Genomic DNA, 19,479 nt, shown 5'->3' with positions numbered 1-19,479 from the left:
CAAGCGTAGAAAAAATCGGTGTAAGCTCCAAAAAAAGAGCCAAAAAAACGACTCTTTTTAAAATGCTTATTTCAACTTCGTTTTCAAATACTGGCCTGTAAAGCTGGCTGGGTTGCTAGCTACATCCTCTGGTGTGCCTGTCGCGACAACCGTACCGCCACCGACACCGCCTTCTGGTCCTAGATCGATGATGTGGTCGGCGGTTTTGATGACATCCAAATTGTGTTCGATGACAAGAACTGTATTGCCGTCATCTACAAAACGCCCCAAAACCTTGAGGAGCTGAGCGATGTCTTCGGTGTGAAGTCCCGTCGTCGGCTCATCTAAGATGTAGAGGGATTTGCCCGTCGAGCGCTTGTGGAGCTCCGAAGCCAATTTCATCCGTTGCGCTTCGCCGCCAGAGAGGGTCGTAGCAGGCTGACCCAGCGTAACATAGCCCAGTCCCACATCTTGGATGGTGCGGAGTTTGCGCTCAATTTTTGGAATATGTTTAAAGAATTCGACCGCATCGTTGACCGTCATATCAAGAACTTGAGCGATATTCTTCTCCTTGTAGTGAACCTCCAAGGTTTCCGAATTGTAGCGCCGGCCATGGCAGACCTCACAAGGAACAAAGACATCTGGTAAAAAGTGCATTTCAATCTTGATGATACCATCGCCTGAGCAAGCTTCACAGCGTCCACCTTTTACGTTAAAGGAGAACCGCCCCTTCTTGTAGCCACGGATTTTCGCTTCATTTGTCTGGGCAAAGAGGTCACGGATGTCATCAAAGACACCTGTATAAGTTGCTGGATTGGAACGAGGGGTGCGCCCAATCGGACTCTGGTCAATATCAATCAAGCGGTCCAAATGTTCAATACCTGAAATCGACTTGAACTTGCCTGGCTTATCTGAGTGACGGTTGAGTTTTTGGGCCACCGCTTTTTTCAAGATGGCATTGACCAAGGTAGATTTACCCGAACCAGAAACTCCCGTGACAGCGATAAACTTACCCAGCGGGAAGCGAACGGTCACATCTTGCAGGTTGTTTTCTTTGGCACCGCTAATCTCAATGAAACGCCCGTTGCCAACTCGGCGCTCTAAAGGAACTGGAATGGCGCGTTTCCCGGAAAGATATTGCCCGGTGATCGATTTTTTATTCTTTGCCACTTGTGCAGGAGTGCCAGAAGCGACAATCTCCCCACCAAAAACACCTGCTCCTGGTCCAATATCAATTAGCCAGTCAGCTTCGCGCATGGTGTCCTCATCATGTTCTACCACAATCAAGGTATTGCCCAAATCTCGCATTTTCTTGAGACTGGCAATCAGGCGATCGTTATCTCTTTGGTGCAAGCCGATAGAGGGCTCATCTAGGATATAAAGAACACCGGATAGGTTGGAGCCAATCTGGGTTGCCAAACGAATCCGCTGGCTTTCTCCGCCAGAGAGGGTGCCTGCTGATCGTGATAAAGTGAGGTAGTTGAGGCCTACATTGTTGAGGAAGGTCAGACGGTCCTTGATTTCCTTCAGAATCGGAGTTGCTATCGTCGCCTCGTTGGCAGAGAGTTCCAACTGAGATAGGACTTCCAGATGATCTGCAATTGATAGGTCTGATAGTTCACCAATATTCATTCCTTTTTCACCGCCTACGCGAACAGATAGGGCCTGATCGTTGAGACGGTAGCCTTGGCAGGTCGCACAGGTCAGCTCATTCATGTAGCCCTTCATAACCTGACGAGTGTAGTCACTATTGGTTTCACGGTAGCGGCGACTGATATTGGCAATGACTCCTTCAAAAGGAATGTCAATATCCCGTACGCCTCCAAATTCGTTTTCATAGTGGAAATGGAATTCCTGTCCATCTGACCCATAAAAAATCAAGTGTTTTTCTTGGTCTGTCAGCTCGTCAAAAGGCTTGTCCATGTCCACTCCGAAGTGGTTCATGGCCTGCTCCAACATCTGAGGGTAGTAGTTGGAAGATATGGGATTCCAAGGTGCCAAGGCTCCCTCACGAAGAGACTTGCTCGCGTCTGGAACGACCAAATCCTCATCCACTTCTAACCTCATCCCTAGTCCATCACACTCTCCACAAGAGCCAAAGGGGGCGTTGAAAGAAAAGAGTCGCGGCTCCAACTCTGGAACAGTAAACCCACAGACTGGACAGGCATAATACTCAGAAAAAAGCATCTCCTGACCGTCCATGGTATCGATGACCACATAGCCGTCAGCAATCCGCAGGGCTGCTTCAATCGAGTCAAAAAGACGAGACCGAATCCCTTCTTTGATGACAATCCTGTCCACCACCACTTCAATATTATGCGCCTTGCTCTTGGACAGTTCCGGCACTTCTGATACGTCGTAAACATCTCCATTGACACGAACTCGGACATAGCCATCCTTTTGTACTTTTTCAAAAACTGTCTTGTGCTGGCCTTTTTTCTTACGAACAATCGGAGCCAAAATCTGCAGGCGCTGCCGTTCTGGTAACTCCAAGACCTCATTGACAATCTGTTCAACAGACGAGGCTGAAATAGCCCCGTGTCCGTTTATACAATATGGTTTACCGACTCGTGCATAGAGCAGGCGGAGATAGTCATTGATTTCTGTCGTTGTTCCTACTGTCGAGCGGGGGTTTTTAGAAGTGGTCTTTTGGTCGATGGAAATGGCCGGACTCAACCCTTCAATGGAATCCACATCCGGCTTGTCCATATTGCCCAAAAACTGGCGAGCATAAGCCGAAAGGCTCTCTACATAACGCCGTTGTCCTTCGGCATAAAGAGTATCAAAGGCCAGACTGGATTTGCCCGACCCCGATAAACCTGTTACCACTACCAATTTTTCTCTGGGAATGGTTACATCTATATTCTTTAAATTGTGGGCACGCGCCCCATGTATCACGATTTTATCTTGCATAGCTTTTTCCTTTTAAAATACCTCAATTATACCACAAAATCATAAAAAAACTTTCCTTTAAAGAGCTTTTTTTGATATAATAAAGGGTGCGTCTAAACGTAAAATTAACTGAGGAGGGTTCCGTATGAAACAAATATTTCTTTCTACCATGACTGAATTAGAAGAAATCCAAACCTTTGAACCGGGCGCTTGGATTAACTTGGTCAACCCTTCCCAGAGCGAGTCGATGGAAGTGGCTGAACACTACAATATTGACATTGCAGACCTGAGAGCCCCACTTGATGCGGAAGAAACATCTCGTATTTCCGTTGAAGATGACTATAAGCTCATCCTCGTGGACGTTCCAATTTTGGAGGAACGGAATAACAAGACCTACTATATCACCATCCCGCTGGGTATTATTCTGACAGAGGATGCCATTATTACGACTTGTTTGGAAAAACTCCCGCTCTTTGAGCAGTTTATCCACCGCCGCCTGCGCAACTTCTTTACTTTTATGAAGTCACGCTTTGTCTTCCAAATCCTCTACCGCAATGCCCAGCTCTATCTATCGGCCCTGCGAACCTTGGACCGTAAGAGCGAGGAGATTGAAAAACAACTCCATGAAGCGACCCGAAACGAAGAATTGATTGTCCTCATGGAATTGGAAAAGACGATTGTCTATTTCAAGGCCTCCCTCAAAACCAATGAGCGAGTGGTCAAGAAGCTGGCATCTTCTTCCAGTCTGTTGCGCAAGTACGAAGAAGATGAAGACCTTTTGGAAGATACTTTGGTCGAAACCCAGCAGGCGATTGAAATGGCGGATATTTATGGCAGCATCTTGAACTCCATGACGCATGCCTTTGCTTCTATTATTTCCAATAACCAAAATACCATCATGAAAACCTTGGCACTGGTGACCATTGTTCTTTCTATTCCAACCATGGTCTTCTCCGCCTACGGTATGAACTTTAAGGATAACATTATTCCCTTTAATGACATTCCTTATGCCTTCTGGTGGATTATCCTATTTGCCTTTGCAATCAGCCTATCCCTCACCTTCTACTTCATCCGCAAGAGATGGTTCTAACACAAGGAGATTATTATGTCATTCACACCATTGAAAGAATTAACTAAGAAAAACCAAGAATTTATCCACATCGCAACCAACCAGCTAATTGAAGCAGGCAAGTCCGACCAAGAAGTCAAGGAATTGCTGGAAGAAATTTTACCGACCATTATTGAAAACCAAAAAGCCGGCATCACTGCTCGCACCCTGTATGGTTCCCCAAGCGAGTGGGTAGCCAGCAAGGTTGCGACAGATGCTGAAGAAAAACCAGCTGAACTGAATGAAAATCCTTGGTTGATGTGGCTGGATTCTAGTCTTTTGATGCTTGCCATCATCAGTCTGGTCAACGGTGTCATGAACCTCTTTGGCCAAGGTACCCAATATGGTCTTCTCACTCTCTTGATTATCGGCTTTGGGGTCGGTGCAGGGATGTATATGATGTACCATTTTGTCTACCGCGATCAAGTAAAAACTGGTCAACGTCCAAAATTTATCAAGGCTATCCTCTTTTTGGGTCTTGCTACTCTTGCTTGGTTTGTCGTTTTCTTCCTAGCAGCTCTTATTCCTGCAATCATCAACCCAGTCCTGCCTCCTTTCGCAGCTATTGTGCTGGGTGCTGCGGCATTTGGTCTTCGCCATCTCTTGAAAAAGAAATACAACATCCGCAACGCTATGCAACCTATCCAATAATCAGTTAAAAACAGACGATTGCGTCTGTTTTTGTTATAATATAGTCAAGGATTGGAGGTATCGACATGAATCTGAAAAAATCTTACTCTTGGCAAATCTTTCTTATTATCTTTGCTATCTATCTCATTCTCCTAGCCTTTTTCCCTGGCTTGGACATCATCTTTAACTATTTCCGCTTGTCACTCTTGTTTGCACTAGCCTTTCTCTGGCTAGGAGCCGAGCATAGGAACGCCATCCTCTTTTTCATCGGTTTGGCCTTCTCTGCCTTTTACGTTAGAGAAATCACCCCTCATTGGTACTTTGATTTCAACGGCGCTCCGCTCTTTCTCGGTCTCTTGGTTCTGGGGATTGCCATTCATAGCATTAACCGCAAGCGTCGCTATAAGAAATTGGTCGACTTTGATACGATGACCGATTCAACCGTCATTTCAAATGACTCAAACTACCTGACTGTGGAAGCTAACTTTAGCGATAAATACGAGTATTCTACCGCCCCTGCCCTTCAGTCTGTTTCTATCAAGAGCTTCTGCGCCAACTGCAGGATTGACCTTTCTGGTGCTACGTTTGAAAACGAAGTGACCTACGTCACCCTAAACAACTCCCTATCTTCCTGCTACATCCGCCTTCCGAGAGGCTATAAGGTGGTCAATACGCTCAAGTCTAACTTCGGCGAGGTGACCCTTCCGCCCACAGAAGAAGGGCGCGGCCAAATCTACTTGACCGGAAACAATTTCATGGGTTCGCTTTCTATCCAATACATTGACTAAACCATCTCACCACTGGAAGCTTTCAGTGGTGTTTTTGTTGCTCCCACATCGGAGTCGGGGAAAAATACAGAACGTTCCTACTGAGGCAGGGTATAAAAAAAGCAACCGCAGGGGTTGCTAGGATAGAAGCGGAAGAGCCGCTTGCTATTATTAGTCTTCGTTTACGAATGGCAAAAGAGCCATTACGCGAGCACGTTTGATCGCAGTCGTTACCTTACGTTGGTTTTTAGCTGATGTTCCAGTCACACGGCGTGGAAGGATTTTTCCACGTTCTGAGATGAAACGGCTAAGAAGCTCAGTATCTTTGTAATCAACATATTCAATTTTGTTAGCTGCGATGTAATCAACTTTTTTACGGCGTTTGAAACCGCCACGACGTTGTTGAGCCATGTGTTTTCTCCTTATAGTTTTATTCGTTCAACCTAGAATGGTAGGTCATCATCTGAAATGTCCATTGGATTGGTTGCTCCAAACGGACTTTCTTCTCGAGCAAAGTTTGGTGTAGACTGTGCAGGTGCTTGGTAGGATGAACCATAGTCGTTCCCGCCAGCAAATGAATTGCCAGCTCCGTATCCTCCAGCTTGCCCTTCTCTTGCAGTACGGCTTTCCAAGAGTTGGAAATTTTCTGCAACGACTTCTGTTACATACACACGCTGTCCCTGTTGGTTTTCATAGTTACGGGTCTGGATGCGACCTGTAATTCCAATCAAGGCTCCCTTTTTAGCCCAGTTTGCCAAGTTTTCAGCCTGTTGGCGCCAAATTACCACGTTGATAAAGTCCGCTTCACGCTCGCCGCTTTGATTTTTAAAATTGCGGTTAACCGCAAGTGTAAATGTCGCAACAGCTTGGTTTGACGGAGTGTAACGAAGTTCTGCATCACGAGTCATACGACCCACTAGTACCACATTATTTATCATAGTCTACCTTCTTACGCGTCAAGCTTTACGATCATGTGACGAAGAATGTCAGCGTTGATTTTTGAAAGACGGTCAAACTCTCTAAGAGCTTCATCGTTTGTTGCTTCAACGTTAACGATGTAGTAAAGTCCTTCGCGGAAATCTTTAATTTCGTAAGCCAGACGACGTTTTTCCCATGCTTTTGATTCAACGATGGTTGCACCGTTGTCAGTCAAGATAGAGTCAAAGCGTGCCACCAAAGCGTTTTTCGCTTCTTCTTCAATGTTTGGACGAATAATATAAAGAATTTCGTATTTAGCCATTGATATGTTCCTCCTTTTGGTCTAATGACTCATGGTCTAGCCACGAGTAAGTGAGGGCTACTCACAATAATCTATTATACCACATTTCCTGCAGATAGCAAGTAGAAAAGAACGGCAAAAGCCGTTCTTTTATTCAACACTAAAGAGATATGGGTAAACAGGCTGGTCACCTTGGTGGATTTCAACTTCGATATCCTCGAACTTCTCCTCCAAGTCTTGGGCAAGGTTTTGCGCCAATTCTTCATCGCCATCTTCCCCTACATAGATGGTCACAATTTCACTGTCCTCATCTAGCATTTTTTCAAAGGTTGCCACCAGTGTTTCGACCATATTTGGGTTGGAAACCACAATCTTGCCGTCTACCATACCCAAATTGTCATTTTCGTGTATCTCCAATCCATCAATGGTGGTGTCACGAACAGCGGTCGTCACACTACCACTCTTGACATCTGCTAACGAAGCTGTCATAGCTGCATGGTTGGCCTCAATATCGCGACTTGGATCAAAGACCAAAAGGCTAGTGAAGCCCTGTGGCAAGGTCTTGGTTTCCACAACCTTGACTGCTACTTCAGCTACTTCAGCAGCAGATTGAGCTGCCATCAGGATATTCTTGTTGTTTGGCAGGAGGATAACATTGCGGGCATTTACCAAGTCAATAGCCTTCACAAAGTCTTCTGTTGAAGGGTTCATGGTCTGACCGCCTGAAATCACATAATCAACACCTTGTGATTTGAAGATGTTGGTCAATCCTTCCCCTGCTGCAACTGCGATAATGGCATAGTCTTTTTGCTCAGCTGGTTTTTGGAAAGCTTCTTCTTTTTCAACTTGCGCTTCGTGTTGCTCGCGCATATTATCCACTTTAACTTTGACAAGACTACCGTATTGAAGACCTGCCTGCATAACCAATCCTGGGTCTTCTGTATGGACATGGACTTTTACAATCTCATCGTCGTTGACAACAAGGAGTGAGTCGCCCAAATCATTGAGGTAGTTGCGGAATTCTTCATAATCAAAATCTTTGACATAGGTTGGGCCTTGGCGGAGAGCCACCATAATTTCCGTACAATAACCGTAGGTGATGTCTTCTGTCGCTACATGACCTGCCACTGATTTGTGGTGCTCTGCATTGATCATTTCTGACATGACAGCCGGTGTCACCTCAAAGTCTTCTGAAGCGATATACTCACCTGTCAGCGCTGATAGGAAACCTTCATAGATGTAAACCAAGCCTTGTCCGCCTGAGTCTACAACACCGACTTCCTTCAAAACAGGAAGTAGATCCGGTGTCTTTTGAAGGGCACGGTTAGCACCCTTCAAGGTGGCACGCATCACCTCAACCGCGTCGTCTGTTTCTTCGGCTTTTTTCAGTGCAGCTGTCGCCGCTCCACGAGAAACCGTCAGGATAGTCCCTTCAACTGGTTTCATTACGGCCTTATAGGCCACTTCAACACCATGCTGGAAGGCTTGAGCCAAGTCCTTACCGGTCAGCTCTTCTTTTCCTTTAACAGACTGTCCAAAACCACGGAATAATTGTGAGGTGATAACGCCTGAGTTTCCACGCGCCCCCATCAACAAGCCCTTAGACAAGATTTGTGCTACTTCACCGACAGTGCTGGCAGGCTTGTCAGCAACTTCCTTGGCTCCGTTGGTCATGGTCATGCCCATATTGGTTCCTGTATCCCCATCTGGCACAGGAAAAACATTCAATGAGTTGACATATTCGGCTTGTTTATTCAGACGGGTAGATGCTGCCTGCACCATTTCTTGAAATAAACTAGTAGTAATATTAGACACAATTATTCTCCTACAACTTTGATATTTTGAATATAAACATTCACGGCATCGGCAGCGATACCCAATTGGTTTTCCAAGTTAAACTTCACACGCTCTTGGATATTGCGAGAAACCTCACTAATCTTAACGCCGTAGCTCATCACTGTGTAGACATCAACGGCGATACGCCCTTCCTCAGTTGTCTTGATAACAACTCCTTTGGCGTAGTTTTCTTTCCCTAGCAGGGCCTGGAAATTGTCCTTGATAGCTGACTTGCTGGCCATGCCGACGACTCCAAAAATTTCAGTGGTGGCTCCGCCAACAACAGTAGCAATCACATCGTCTGTCAATTCGATTTGGCCGTCTTTGGTATTGATCTTAACAGTCATATCTTGTTACCTCAAATAATTTTATCACTCTATTTTATCACAATTTCCGAATCATGTAAAAAACTTGGCTGTCACAGCCGAAAACAAAAAAAGCCTTGTGGCTTTTTCTTAAACGCGTTCAACTTTGCCTGATTTCAGCGCACGAGCTGAAGCCCAAACTTTCTTAGGTTTACCGTCGATCAAAACAGTAACTTTTTGAAGATTTGGTTTAACGGCACGTTTTGTTTGGTTCATAGCGTGTGAGCGGTTGTTGCCTGATACAGTCTTACGACCTGTAAAGTAACATACTTTAGCCATTTGTGTATTTCCTCCTCATTTGATCAAATATTACGGATGTGCTAGCACCACATACCTTACTAGTCTACCAAAAAAAAGAGAGCTTGGCAAGGATTATTTTTCAATGAATGTGCAGAATGCTATCTCTCAAAAGAAAAACCTATATCATCTAAGAGGGAGGGTAAGGTCAATCGGAAATTTTGACAAGCTTTCCCTTCTATGCTATGCTTAGTTTTATCAACTTGTCCGTACAAGTAAGAGGAGAAACTATGACACTATTTTTAGGAATCATTGCTGGGCTAATCGCCTTTGCCATCGGCGGTTTATGGTATGGTTTGGTATTTCGTGATGCTTGGATTGAAGCATCTGGCATTGACATGGCTACAGTTGAAGCTAACAGTAAGGAAGGGAAAAAGGGGCAGAAAGAAATGTTGCTCTCTTTGGCCATCGAAGTTGTAACTGCTGTGGTTACCATCTTTTTCATCAAAACTCTTGACGTTTCACCGCTACACGCTGCTGGCGGCATGGGAGTCATCGCCATTCTTGCTTCCCTTAAAAACTACATCTTCGAGCAACGTCCAATCAAGCTCATCCTTATCAATGAAAGCTACAAGTTGGTCTGCTACTTAGTTGTCGGAATCATCGCCTTGTTTGCCTAACCTCAAAAATCCGCTGTGAAATTGGCGGATTTTTCTATGTCTACCTAAATTGAACAAGGTTTTATGGTACAATAGTCCTATATCTAGAAAGGGATCCGCAATGTCCATTTTACACCGTACTATAAAACTAATGTTAGCCACCGTTCTTGCAGTTTATCTGGCGGACTGGCTGGGACTGAGCTACGCTTCTTCCGCTGGTATCATCGCGATCCTCAGTGTTCTCGATACCCGCAAGTCGAGCTTAAAGATGGCACGAAACCGCCTCTTTTCTACTCTCTTAGCTCTCTGTCTGGCGCTAGCAACCTTTGCATTTTTGGGCTTTGGCATTTGGACTCTTGGCATCTTTCTAGCAGCCTATGTTCCCCTAGCCTATCGCTTCAACTGGGAGGCAGGGATTGCCCCTTCAACTGTCCTTGTCACTCACCTCTTGCTGGAACAGAATATTTCGCTTTCTTTTTTGGGAAATGAGCTGGCGCTTTTTCTGATTGGGGCGGGGCTAGCCCTTCTTTTCAACTTCTATATGCCCTCCCAAGAGGCCACCATCGAAGCCTATCACCAGCAGGTTGAGGACTTACTCAAGCAGATTCTCCTGCGTTTTGAAGCCTTTTTGCTCAATGGCGACGGTAGAAATGATGCCCAGCTAATCAACCAATTGGACCAGATTTTGGAAGACGCTCTCAAAGTGGTCTATCTGGATCGTCATAATCAGCTCTTTCATCAAACCAACTACCAAGTCCACTACTTTGAAATGCGGGCCGCACAAAATAAAATTCTGCGGACCATGGCAGGAACTATCAACAAATGCCTTCTGGAAGGTCGAGAAAACATCATCTTAGCTAGCCTCTTTGAGCGAGCGGCTCAGCAGCTCAGCCGAGAAAATTCCGCCAAGGAACTGCTCCTTGACATCGAACTCTTCCATGCCACCTTCCGCGAACGGCCCCTGCCTCAAACCAGAGAAGAATTTGAAACCCGTGCCACCCTCTTTCAGCTCCTACATGATATGGAAACCTTTATTCGCCTCAAGGTTAATTTCTATAACAACTATTCTCAGAATGAGAAAGACCCATCAGTTTAAAACCGGTGGGTCTTGGTGTTTTATGAACAAATTTAGACAATCGCCTTGTCTGTTTCATCATCAAAGAAGTGAGCCTTGTTAAGATTGAAAGCAAGGCGAACTTTTTCACCTGGTTTGTGGAAGTCACGCGCATCTACACGGGATACAAACTCTGTACCGCCCACTTTAGAATAGAGCATAGACTCCGCACCCAGCAACTCTGATACTACCACTTCTGCTTCAACAACTGAACTTGGGTAAGTATCTAGCTCCAATTGAGAAGCTTTGATGTCTTCTGGACGAATACCAAGAGTGAAGGTTTTCCCATTGTAGCCTTTTTCTTCCAAGTGTTTCCGACGTCCTTCTGGCAGTTCTACTCTGAAACCATCACCTGTAAGAACACCATCTGTTAGCGTTACTGCAAAGAAGTTCATGGCTGGGCTACCGATGAAGCTTGCAACGAACTTATTGACAGGAGCATTGTAGAGTTCTTCTGGACTACCAATCTGCTCTACGCGGCCGATAGTACCAGTTCCCGCTTCGTTCTTGGTTGCACTCATGATAACAATGCGATCTGCAAGTGTCATCGCTTCTGTCTGGTCGTGGGTTACATAGATAGTAGTAGCCCCGATGCGGCGGTGAATTTTGGCAATCTCAGTACGCATGGATACACGCAGTTTGGCATCCAAGTTTGACAAAGGCTCATCCATCAAGAATACTTTTGCATCACGGACAATGGCACGCCCCATGGCAACACGTTGGCGCTGACCACCAGACAGGTCTGCTGGCTTACGTTGCAAGAATTCGGTCAAACCAAGGATTTGTGCTGCTTCTTCCACACGTTTTTTGATTTCATCCTTGCTGTACTTGCGCAATTTAAGACCGAAGGCCATGTTGTCAAATACAGTCATGTGCGGGTAAAGAGCGTAGTTTTGGAAAACCATGGCGATGTCGCGGTCTTTTGGAGCCACATCGTTCATGAGCACACCATCAATGTAAGCTTCCCCTTCCGTAATGTCTTCCAAACCTGCAATCATACGAAGTGTCGTTGACTTACCACAACCAGAAGGCCCTACGAAAACGATAAATTCTTTGTCCTTGATGTCTAGGTTGAAGTTCTCAACGGAGTAGTGTTCGCTGTTTGGGTATTTTTTGTAAATGTTTTTTAAATTCAGTTGAACCATGTTCAGACCTCGCTTTTATTTTATACACCCAGTATATATGAAAACGCTTTATCATTCCACGGCAGTTTGGACAAAAATAAAAAGATATTTTGTACAAGTTGCACAAAATATCAACGAAGACTTGTTTGAAGCACCTGATAACATAGGGCTAGATCTGTCAGGTTGCGCAATTCAAGCCCTGTCAGCTCTTGCCACTTATCTAAGCGATAGTTTAAGGTATTGCGATGGATATAAAGACGTTGCGCCGCCTTGGTCACCACCGCTGTTTCCTCCCAGAGAGCTAAAATACTGTCTGATAACTCTTCCTGACTGGCAATCATCAGGGCCAATTGCTGCTGCAAGGGGTCTAGCAGGCGGCTGGCTTGGGACAAGCCCCATAAATAGAGTTGGCCAAAGCCAAGCACCTTAGACTGTTGATGGCTTGACAACCATAGACTCAGAAGTTGATGCTCTGCTTGGTAGAGAGTCTGCCAACTTTGAACAGCCTGCGGCCAGACCTGACCTAAAAAGATGGTCAAGCTTAAGCCAAAATCAAATTCCATGGCCGATAAGGTATCCTGCAAAACTTCTCGAACAGCTAGCAGCTGCGATTGTTCCAAGACAAAAACGTAGCTCTGATGACTCGCCTGAAACCAGCCTAGCTGATTAGGCAAGAGGGCTGCCATCATATCCAGCCACCCCTGAAGAGCTTCTTTATCGGCTACCGGCGTACGCAGATAGACATGGATAAATTGCAAAGCCTGGGCAGGCTGAGGCAAATCGCCTTTATGCTGGACAAAATACCGGTACCAAGGATTAGCGGATACAGCTTCTGTTTGGGGAAACAGCTCCCCTAGAAGAACACGTTCACGAGCTGTCAATTCCTTTATAGCCAAGCTAAACCAACGGCCTTCTGATAGAGGAAGAAAAAACATCCCCTCCTCATCTTGTCGTCGTTCTACTATCTTTCCTTCAGGAAATAGAGCTTTTAAGCCTTCTTCTTGCATGTCACGCCTCTTTCTACCTGTTCAATACACCAGTCAATCAACTCTTCCATTCGCTCTGTCTGGTCAGTCATATGAAGATAGCCGATCACAGCCTCAAAACCTGTCGACATCCGATAGGTCACCACATCCGCATTCTTAGCCTTGGTGTAACTATGGGCATTGCGCCCTCTCTTGTAGATTTCTTCCTCTTTTTCGGTCAAAAGCTGAGCTTCTAATAGGGCTGAGATCAGGCTTGCCTGTGCTCTGGCTGAAACATACTTGTTGGCCTCACTATGTAGCTTATTGGGCTTGGTCAACCCCTTGAAAATCAAGTGACGTCTGATATACATGGCGAAGACCGCATCCCCTTCGAAAGCAAGAGCAATGCCGTTAATGAGATTGACGTCTACTGCATTAGTCACGCGTCCACCTCACACCATCCTTGGTATCCAAGAGCTTGATTCCCTGCACTGCCAATTCATCCCGAATTCGGTCAGCTGTCGCAAAGTCACGATTGGCGCGAGCTGCCTGACGCTTCGCAATCAAGGCTTCAATCTCGCTGTCCAAGACTTCCTCTTCAAAAACGATACCAAATACTACCAACATCCTGCCAAAAGCTTCCTTGACACTTTCATCGTAGTTACCAGAGTTTATCCACTTGGCAAAGTCAAAGATGGCAGTAATCCCATTTGCCGCGTTGAAATCATCATCCATAGCTGCTTCAAAGGCTGCCAAGTGTTTGGCTAGGCCTGTTTCATCTGCCAAGGCAGACACTGGTTGGGTGTAGGTGTTTTTCAGATATTTGAGATTGATTTCCGCATCCGAAATGGCCTTTTCTGTGTAATTAAGCGGCCGGCGATAGTGTTGGGTAGATAGGAAGAAACGCAAGACTTGCCCATCAATTTGCTCCAACATCTCATGGGCTGTCAGGAAATTCCCCAAGGACTTAGACATCTTCTCATCGTTGATATTGAGCATGGCATTATGCATCCAGTAGTTGGCAAAGGTCTGGCCTGTCTTACACTCTGACTGGGCAATTTCATTGGTATGATGAGGAAATTCCAGGTCTGCCCCACCGCCATGAATGTCGATGGTATCACCTAAAATCTCTGTCGCCATGACCGAACACTCGATATGCCAACCTGGACGGCCTGCGCCCCACGGGCTTTCCCAAGACACTTCACCCGGCTTGGCAGTTTTCCAGAGGGCAAAGTCAAAGGGATGCTCTTTGAGCTGGCCTTCGCCTTCGACCCGACCGGAAGCCCCAGCCTCTAGGTCAGACAAGGTTTTGTTGGCCAAACGGGCATAGTTTTCAGCCTTTTCCACACGGAAATAAACATCACCAGCCGCTTCATAAGCATAGCCCTTGTCAATCAAGACCTGCACAAAATCAATGATTTCGTCCATGTAGTCAATGACACGAGGATTTTGGGTGGCAGGTTTTACACCTAACTTGGCCACATCTTCCTTAAAGGCTGCGATAAATTTATCCGACAGCTCCTTGGTCGTCATACCGGCTTCGTTGGCGGCCTTGATAATCTTGTCGTCTACATCCGTAAAGTTGGAAATATAGGTCACATCATAGCCGCGGTATTCAAAATAGCGGCGGATAGTGTCAAAAGCTACCACGCTGCGGGCATTCCCGATATGGATGTAGTTGTAAACTGTTGGTCCACAGACATACATCTTGACCTTACCCTCTTCCAAGGGCACAAAGTCACGCAAACTGCGGGTCATGGTATCGTAAATTTTAATCATGCTTTCTCCTACTTTTACTTCCGCTGGATCCAAACTAGGACCAGTCGAATCACCCAAAAGATGGAAACGGCAGCCCAGATATGGCCTATCCCATAGGAACCACGATTATAGTTTAAAATAGCCAACAGAATGGCCAAAACGAGATTGACTAGATAGAGCCAGTCCCTTCCCTTAAATGCTTTCATTTGTCACTCCTTTTGCAATAGCCATGGCAACATCAAAGAAAATCATGCAGTCAGCAGTCCGTTCCTCTCGACGGGCATCCCATTCGTTCTTGTGGTGATCCACATAGTCTGCTGTGTAGAAAAACTGATAGACCTTGGCTTGACGAAAGTCTGCCCAAGCCATAATCGCCGAGGTTTCCATATCCACAACGGTGGCTCCAGCCGCCAAGCGGCGTTTGACCTTGTCGACTGTTTCCCGATAGAAGGCATCCGTGGTCCAGGTCTTAGTCCGCACATGCTCGATTCCAGCTTGGTTCAGGGCTTTTTCCATGGCCAATAGCAGAGCAGGCTCATAGCTGATTTCCTCGCTAGCAGGTGCGTAGTGGTAACTAGTTCCCTCGTCCCGAAGAGCAGAGCTAGGAAGGATAATCTTATCCGCTTCGATAGACTCATCCAGCACTCCGCAGGAACCAAGAACGATAAAGTTCTCAAAGCCACAAGCCCTCAATTCTTCCAGATGACCAACCGCCATAGGAGCACCGACGACTGCTAACATGACCGCAACTCGCACCCCATCTCTTTCCAAAATATACCAAGGATGGCGACCGTTAATGCTTTCTAAGTAGCCACTTTCTCTACTTTCAGGCATCTGACGGACACGGTCCACGATTTCCCCATTGAAGGAGAAAATCATGGTCTCACAGACTTCGCCACCGCCTCGGATGGCCTTATCCGTTGGTTCAATGACAGCAGGACTTGGTTCAAATTCTTCTAGTAGCATGTCAACCTTCTTTCGGGTCTAAGTAGATCACTTGTGTCTGCTTTGTAAAACCGATATTTTCATACAGCCGCTTAGCGATGAGGTTATCATCTTCGACGGCGATTTGAAAAGGTTTGTCATTTTTCCTGATAAGGTCATTGATGACAGCTTTGACTAAGTAAGTACCATATCCTTTTCGTTGCTGGTCGGGTGCAATAGCTAAACCGTAAAGATAGTTATCATCGGTCGATATATCTACTGTGCAAGAACCGATAACCGCTCCGCTATGTTCCAAAAGATAAAGCAAGCTATCCGCATCAGCGATAGCCTCACGTGCGTAACGAAGAGCCACCTCATAGTCGCTATCAAAGACCTTCGTCTGGAAACGTGCAATGTCGTCTGCATGGTGAGCCTGTGCCAAACTTACTGTGAGTTCAGCCTGTTGTGAGAACCGATAAGGCTCTCGCTCACGTCCCAGCCATGTCTCAGTATCCGTATCTTCTACCAAGTTCCATGCTGGCGCAAGGTCTGGGTGCTTGTCAAGAAAGACACGTTCGGTCTGAAAGGTCACACTAGCGATAGGATAGTTTGCCGTCTTCGTCTGGTAGCAATCATAGAGCTTGCGTGCCAGACCCTGTCTACGGTAGTCTGGGTGCACGAGAATTGCAAGTTCTACATCCTCATCATCGGCATATACAGTCAAGAGTCCCACCAACTGTTCGCCTTGATAAGCCAAGAAAAAAGCTGGCATTTCAGGGTCAAAGTTGAGCATATTTGACAGGTAAGGGTCACGATAGGTTCCGTCATGGGATTGTACAGTGCTTATCAGAGTTTTTGCTGCGGATAACTGCTGGGGATTTAGGACATTAGTGGCTAGTATCATGCTTATTTTTCCTCTCTATGGCTAAATCACATAGGACTTACTATATGTGGCTTTCCTACAAATGCGACGAACGATGACTGGCCTCTCTTAATTCAGACAGCTTGGTCGTATAATGTTCTCGGCCGCCCTCCATATCATGAATAACCTTCTCATCTTTCCTACCATGGATACGGACAATTTTAGCCGGCATACCAACTACTGTCACATCTGCCGGGACATCCGAGAGCACAACGGCTGCTGCTCCCACCTTGGCATTTTCACCAATTTCGATAGGCCCAATCAACTGTGAGTGGGCAGAAATCAGCGCCCCTTTGCGGACAGTTGGATGACGCTTGCCGGTATCTTTGCCAGTTCCACCAAGAGTAACCCCGTGGTAGAGCATGACCCCTGACTCAACAATGGCTGTTTCACCAATGACTAGACCTGCCCCGTGGTCAATAAAGACACCTGAGGCAATTTGTGCACCGGGGTGAATTTCAATATTGGTCCAAAAACGCCAAAACTGACTGTGCATCCGAGCTAGGAGTTTGAAACCGTGTGTCCACAAGAAGTGGGATAGGCGGTGGGCCGCTAAAGCCTTGACGCCAGGGTAGGTCAAAAGAACCTCCAAGGTCGTCCGAGCCGCCGGATCTTTCTCTTTTACAATCTCAATGGTGTCCTTCCACCAACCCATATGTTCACCTCCTCTTAGTGAGAAGACAAGTCCAGGTCTGAACTTGTCTTTCTCTGTTTCTTATTTTTCAACCTTGTGGAATTTGAATTCACCAAATCCCTTGTCTTTTTTGTCTTTGTGGTCTTTATGACGGCGTGGTCTGTCTGAACGCTCGTGCTTCTCGCTGCCTTCCACTCGTTCTGGACGCGGAAGAAGCACCTTCATAGAAGCGTCTACACGCCCTTTTTCATCAATCTTGATAACCTTAACGTCGACCTCGTCACCAATGGCAACTAAATCTTCTGGCTTGTTGACACGAGTCCAGGCCATTTCAGATACATGCACGAGGGCATCTGTCTTATCAAAGAGGTTAACGAAGGCCCCGAATTTCTCGATACGAACAACTCGGGCACGGAAGATCTCATCGACCTTAGCCTCGCGGACAAGACCCGCGATGATTTCCTTGGTACGCTCGATGGCATCGCGATCTGGTGAGAAGATGGATACGAGGCCGTCATCATCAATATCAATTTTCACGCCAGTTTCCGCAATAATCTTATCGATGGTTTCGCCACCCTTACCGATCACAATCTTAATCTTGTCTACATCAATCTTGATGGTGTCAATCTTCGGTGCAGTTGGTGCCAAGTCAGGACGAACTTCTGGAATGGTCGCTTCGATGACATCGAGGATTTCAAAACGTGCCTTCTTAGCCTGTGCCAAGGCTTCTTCCAAGATTTGTGGGGTAATGCCGTCAATCTTGATGTCCATTTGAAGGGCGGTGATACCCTCGCGAGTACCTGCCACCTTGAAGTCCATGTCGCCGAAGTGGTCTTCAAGACCTTGAATATCGGTCAAGACGGTATAGTTGGTTCCGTCAGAAATCAGACCCATGGCAATACCTGCAACTGGTGCCTTAATTGGTACACCACCTGCCATAAGGGCAAGGGTGCCAGCTGTGATGGAAGCCTGCGATGAGGAGCCGTTTGATTCCAAGACTTCCGCCACCAAGCGGATAGCATAAGGGAAGTCTTCCAAGCTTGGCAAAACTTGCTCAAGGGCACGCTCACCAAGAGCTCCGTGACCAATCTCGCGACGACCTGGCGCACCGTACCGACCGGTTGACCCCACAGAGTATTGTGGGAAGTTATAGTGGTGCAAGAAGCGCTTCTTGTACTCGTCATCCAAACCATCGATGATTTGGGTTTCACCCATTGGTGCTAGGGTCAAGACAGAAAGGGCCTGCGTCTGACCGCGTGTAAAGAGGCCTGAACCGTGTACTTGTGGCAGGAAGTCTACTTCCGCTTCAAGCGGTCGAATTTCATCAACACGGCGTCCGTCTGGGCGGACCTTGTCTTCTGTAATCAAACGACGAACTTCCGCGTGCTCCATGAGTTCCAAGATTTCATGGACATCACGCATGATGCGGTCGAATTCTTCGTGGTCAGCGTATTTTTCTTCGTAGGCTGCGATGACGGTTTCACGAACTGCGTTGGTCGCATCTTCACGGGCCAGTTTTTCTTCAACCTGCACCGCTTTTTTCAAATCGTCATTGTAAGCTGCAACAATCTCAGCCTGCAATTCTGGGTCAACTTGAAGGAGCTCAACATCTGCTTTTTCCTTGCCGACTGCTGCTACGATGTGATTTTGGAAGTCTAGCAATTCTTGGATAGCAGCGTGACCTTTCAAAAGAGCTTCCAGCATAATGTCTTCTGACAATTCTTTGGCGCCAGACTCAACCATGTTGATAGCGTCCTTGTTACCAGCTACTGTCAAGTCTAGAAGGGACTCTTCCATCTGTGCCTTGTCAGGGTTGATGATGAGTTCGCCATTGATATAGCCGACTTGAACACCTGCGATTGGGCCGTTAAAAGGAATGTCTGAAATCGCCAAGGCCAATGATGAGCCAAACATGGCTGCCATTGGAGCAGAGGCATCTGGGTCGTAAGAGAGAACCGTATTGATAACTTGGACTTCATTACGGAAGCCTTCGGCAAACATTGGGCGGATTGGGCGGTCAATCAAACGCGCTGTCAAGGTTGCATCCGTTGACGGACGGCCTTCACGCTTGAGCCAACCACCTGGGAATTTCCCGGCTGCGTACATTTTTTCCTCGTAGTTGACCTGCAAGGGGAAGAAATCGCCTGTTGCCATTTTCTTAGACATAACAGCCGCTGTCAAAACTGTGGAATTTCCATAGCGAACAACCACAGCACCGTTGGCTTGCTTGGCTACCTGACCGGTTTCAACAACCAATTTTTTACCAGCAAAAACCGTTTCAAAAACTTGTTTTGACATAAATTGTCTCCTGATGTTTATTTTGTGCAGTAAAAATCAAATCCAAAC

At 46.4% G+C, this 19,479-nt stretch carries 21 protein-coding genes; 5 read left to right on the top strand and 16 right to left on the bottom strand.

Features of this window, described 5'->3' with window-relative positions; all coding sequences use genetic code 11:
• Positions 1 to 66: 66 nt before the first annotated feature.
• A complete protein-coding gene (gene uvrA / locus INT76_RS08435) occupies positions 67 to 2,892 on the bottom strand; it encodes an excinuclease ABC subunit UvrA (protein ID WP_212570005.1) in 2,826 nt (941 codons plus the stop codon).
• Between the two features lie 124 nt (positions 2,893 to 3,016).
• Here uvrA and INT76_RS08430 point away from each other — a divergent pair, with 124 nt between their 5' ends.
• From INT76_RS08430 to INT76_RS08420, 3 genes are all read left to right on the top strand, one after another.
• The gene (locus INT76_RS08430; protein WP_212570004.1) at positions 3,017 to 3,961 is read left to right on the top strand and encodes a magnesium transporter CorA family protein; all 945 of its coding nucleotides are present in this window, start codon (positions 3,017 to 3,019) and stop codon (positions 3,959 to 3,961) included.
• 15 nt (positions 3,962 to 3,976) lie between these two features.
• Positions 3,977 to 4,630 carry a DUF1129 domain-containing protein gene (locus INT76_RS08425; protein WP_212570003.1) on the top strand — a complete coding sequence of 218 codons (654 nt, stop codon included), beginning with the start codon at positions 3,977 to 3,979 and terminating at the stop codon, positions 4,628 to 4,630.
• A gap of 65 nt (positions 4,631 to 4,695) precedes the next feature.
• Positions 4,696 to 5,397, top strand: coding sequence for a hypothetical protein (locus tag INT76_RS08420; RefSeq protein ID WP_212570002.1), 702 nt, complete (start codon positions 4,696 to 4,698; stop codon positions 5,395 to 5,397).
• Between the two features lie 150 nt (positions 5,398 to 5,547).
• Here INT76_RS08420 and rpsR read toward each other — a convergent pair whose 3' ends face one another.
• The 6 genes from rpsR to rpmB all read right to left on the bottom strand — a co-directional run bounded on the left by rpsR (position 5,548) and on the right by rpmB (position 9,075).
• A complete protein-coding gene (gene rpsR, locus INT76_RS08415; RefSeq protein WP_002939250.1) occupies positions 5,548 to 5,787 on the bottom strand; it encodes a 30S ribosomal protein S18 in 240 nt (79 codons plus the stop codon).
• 32 nt (positions 5,788 to 5,819) lie between these two features.
• The gene (locus tag INT76_RS08410) at positions 5,820 to 6,314 is read right to left on the bottom strand and encodes a single-stranded DNA-binding protein (protein WP_212570001.1); all 495 of its coding nucleotides are present in this window, start codon (positions 6,312 to 6,314) and stop codon (positions 5,820 to 5,822) included.
• A gap of 11 nt (positions 6,315 to 6,325) precedes the next feature.
• Positions 6,326 to 6,616 carry a 30S ribosomal protein S6 gene (gene rpsF, locus INT76_RS08405; RefSeq protein ID WP_212570000.1) on the bottom strand — a complete coding sequence of 97 codons (291 nt, stop codon included), beginning with the start codon at positions 6,614 to 6,616 and terminating at the stop codon, positions 6,326 to 6,328.
• A gap of 129 nt (positions 6,617 to 6,745) precedes the next feature.
• Positions 6,746 to 8,410, bottom strand: coding sequence for a DAK2 domain-containing protein (locus INT76_RS08400; protein WP_212569999.1), 1,665 nt, complete (start codon positions 8,408 to 8,410; stop codon positions 6,746 to 6,748).
• 2 nt (positions 8,411 to 8,412) lie between these two features.
• Positions 8,413 to 8,778: an Asp23/Gls24 family envelope stress response protein gene (locus INT76_RS08395; RefSeq protein ID WP_212569998.1), complete on the bottom strand. Its 366-nt coding sequence runs from the start codon at positions 8,776 to 8,778 to the stop codon at positions 8,413 to 8,415.
• A gap of 108 nt (positions 8,779 to 8,886) precedes the next feature.
• Positions 8,887 to 9,075, bottom strand: coding sequence for a 50S ribosomal protein L28 (gene rpmB, locus INT76_RS08390; RefSeq protein WP_001140948.1), 189 nt, complete (start codon positions 9,073 to 9,075; stop codon positions 8,887 to 8,889).
• A gap of 248 nt (positions 9,076 to 9,323) precedes the next feature.
• Between rpmB and INT76_RS08385 the strand changes: the two genes are divergently transcribed.
• Positions 9,324 to 9,713, top strand: a complete 390-nt coding sequence (locus tag INT76_RS08385) for a DUF1761 domain-containing protein (protein ID WP_212569997.1) — start codon at positions 9,324 to 9,326, stop codon at positions 9,711 to 9,713.
• Between the two features lie 100 nt (positions 9,714 to 9,813).
• Entirely contained in the window at positions 9,814 to 10,788 is a 975-nt protein-coding gene (locus INT76_RS08380) for an aromatic acid exporter family protein (RefSeq protein ID WP_212569996.1), read from the top strand.
• Positions 10,789 to 10,820: 32 nt separating this feature from the next.
• Here INT76_RS08380 and INT76_RS08375 read toward each other — a convergent pair whose 3' ends face one another.
• The 9 genes from INT76_RS08375 to pnp all read right to left on the bottom strand — a co-directional run bounded on the left by INT76_RS08375 (position 10,821) and on the right by pnp (position 19,431).
• The gene (locus INT76_RS08375) at positions 10,821 to 11,951 is read right to left on the bottom strand and encodes an ABC transporter ATP-binding protein (protein WP_212569995.1); all 1,131 of its coding nucleotides are present in this window, start codon (positions 11,949 to 11,951) and stop codon (positions 10,821 to 10,823) included.
• Between the two features lie 110 nt (positions 11,952 to 12,061).
• Positions 12,062 to 12,937 (bottom strand): helix-turn-helix domain-containing protein, encoded by an 876-nt coding sequence (locus INT76_RS08370; protein WP_212569994.1) that lies wholly within the window; start codon positions 12,935 to 12,937, stop codon positions 12,062 to 12,064.
• The gene (locus INT76_RS08365; protein ID WP_212569993.1) at positions 12,919 to 13,338 is read right to left on the bottom strand and encodes a Mini-ribonuclease 3; all 420 of its coding nucleotides are present in this window, start codon (positions 13,336 to 13,338) and stop codon (positions 12,919 to 12,921) included. Before INT76_RS08365 ends, INT76_RS08370 begins: the two co-directional genes overlap by 19 nt.
• Positions 13,331 to 14,674: a cysteine--tRNA ligase gene (gene cysS / locus INT76_RS08360; RefSeq protein WP_212569992.1), complete on the bottom strand. Its 1,344-nt coding sequence runs from the start codon at positions 14,672 to 14,674 to the stop codon at positions 13,331 to 13,333. Before cysS ends, INT76_RS08365 begins: the two co-directional genes overlap by 8 nt.
• A gap of 14 nt (positions 14,675 to 14,688) precedes the next feature.
• Entirely contained in the window at positions 14,689 to 14,859 is a 171-nt protein-coding gene (locus INT76_RS08355) for a hypothetical protein (protein WP_212569991.1), read from the bottom strand.
• Entirely contained in the window at positions 14,846 to 15,619 is a 774-nt protein-coding gene (locus INT76_RS08350) for a nucleoside phosphorylase (RefSeq protein WP_212569990.1), read from the bottom strand. Before INT76_RS08350 ends, INT76_RS08355 begins: the two co-directional genes overlap by 14 nt.
• Position 15,620: 1 nt before the next feature.
• Positions 15,621 to 16,481, bottom strand: a complete 861-nt coding sequence (locus INT76_RS08345) for a GNAT family N-acetyltransferase (RefSeq protein ID WP_212569989.1) — start codon at positions 16,479 to 16,481, stop codon at positions 15,621 to 15,623.
• 55 nt (positions 16,482 to 16,536) lie between these two features.
• Positions 16,537 to 17,154: a serine O-acetyltransferase gene (cysE, locus tag INT76_RS08340; RefSeq protein ID WP_212569988.1), complete on the bottom strand. Its 618-nt coding sequence runs from the start codon at positions 17,152 to 17,154 to the stop codon at positions 16,537 to 16,539.
• A 60-nt stretch (positions 17,155 to 17,214) separates the two neighbouring features.
• On the bottom strand, positions 17,215 to 19,431 hold the full coding sequence (pnp, locus tag INT76_RS08335) for a polyribonucleotide nucleotidyltransferase (protein WP_212569987.1): 2,217 nt from the start codon (positions 19,429 to 19,431) through the stop codon (positions 17,215 to 17,217).
• Between the last annotated feature and the right edge of the window lie 48 nt (positions 19,432 to 19,479).

Source organism: Streptococcus oriscaviae, assembly GCF_018137985.1.
Lineage (GTDB): Bacteria > Bacillota > Bacilli > Lactobacillales > Streptococcaceae > Streptococcus > Streptococcus oriscaviae.
The sequence above is the reverse complement of the archived record's forward strand: the minus strand, read 5'-3'. Positions and strand labels throughout refer to the sequence as shown.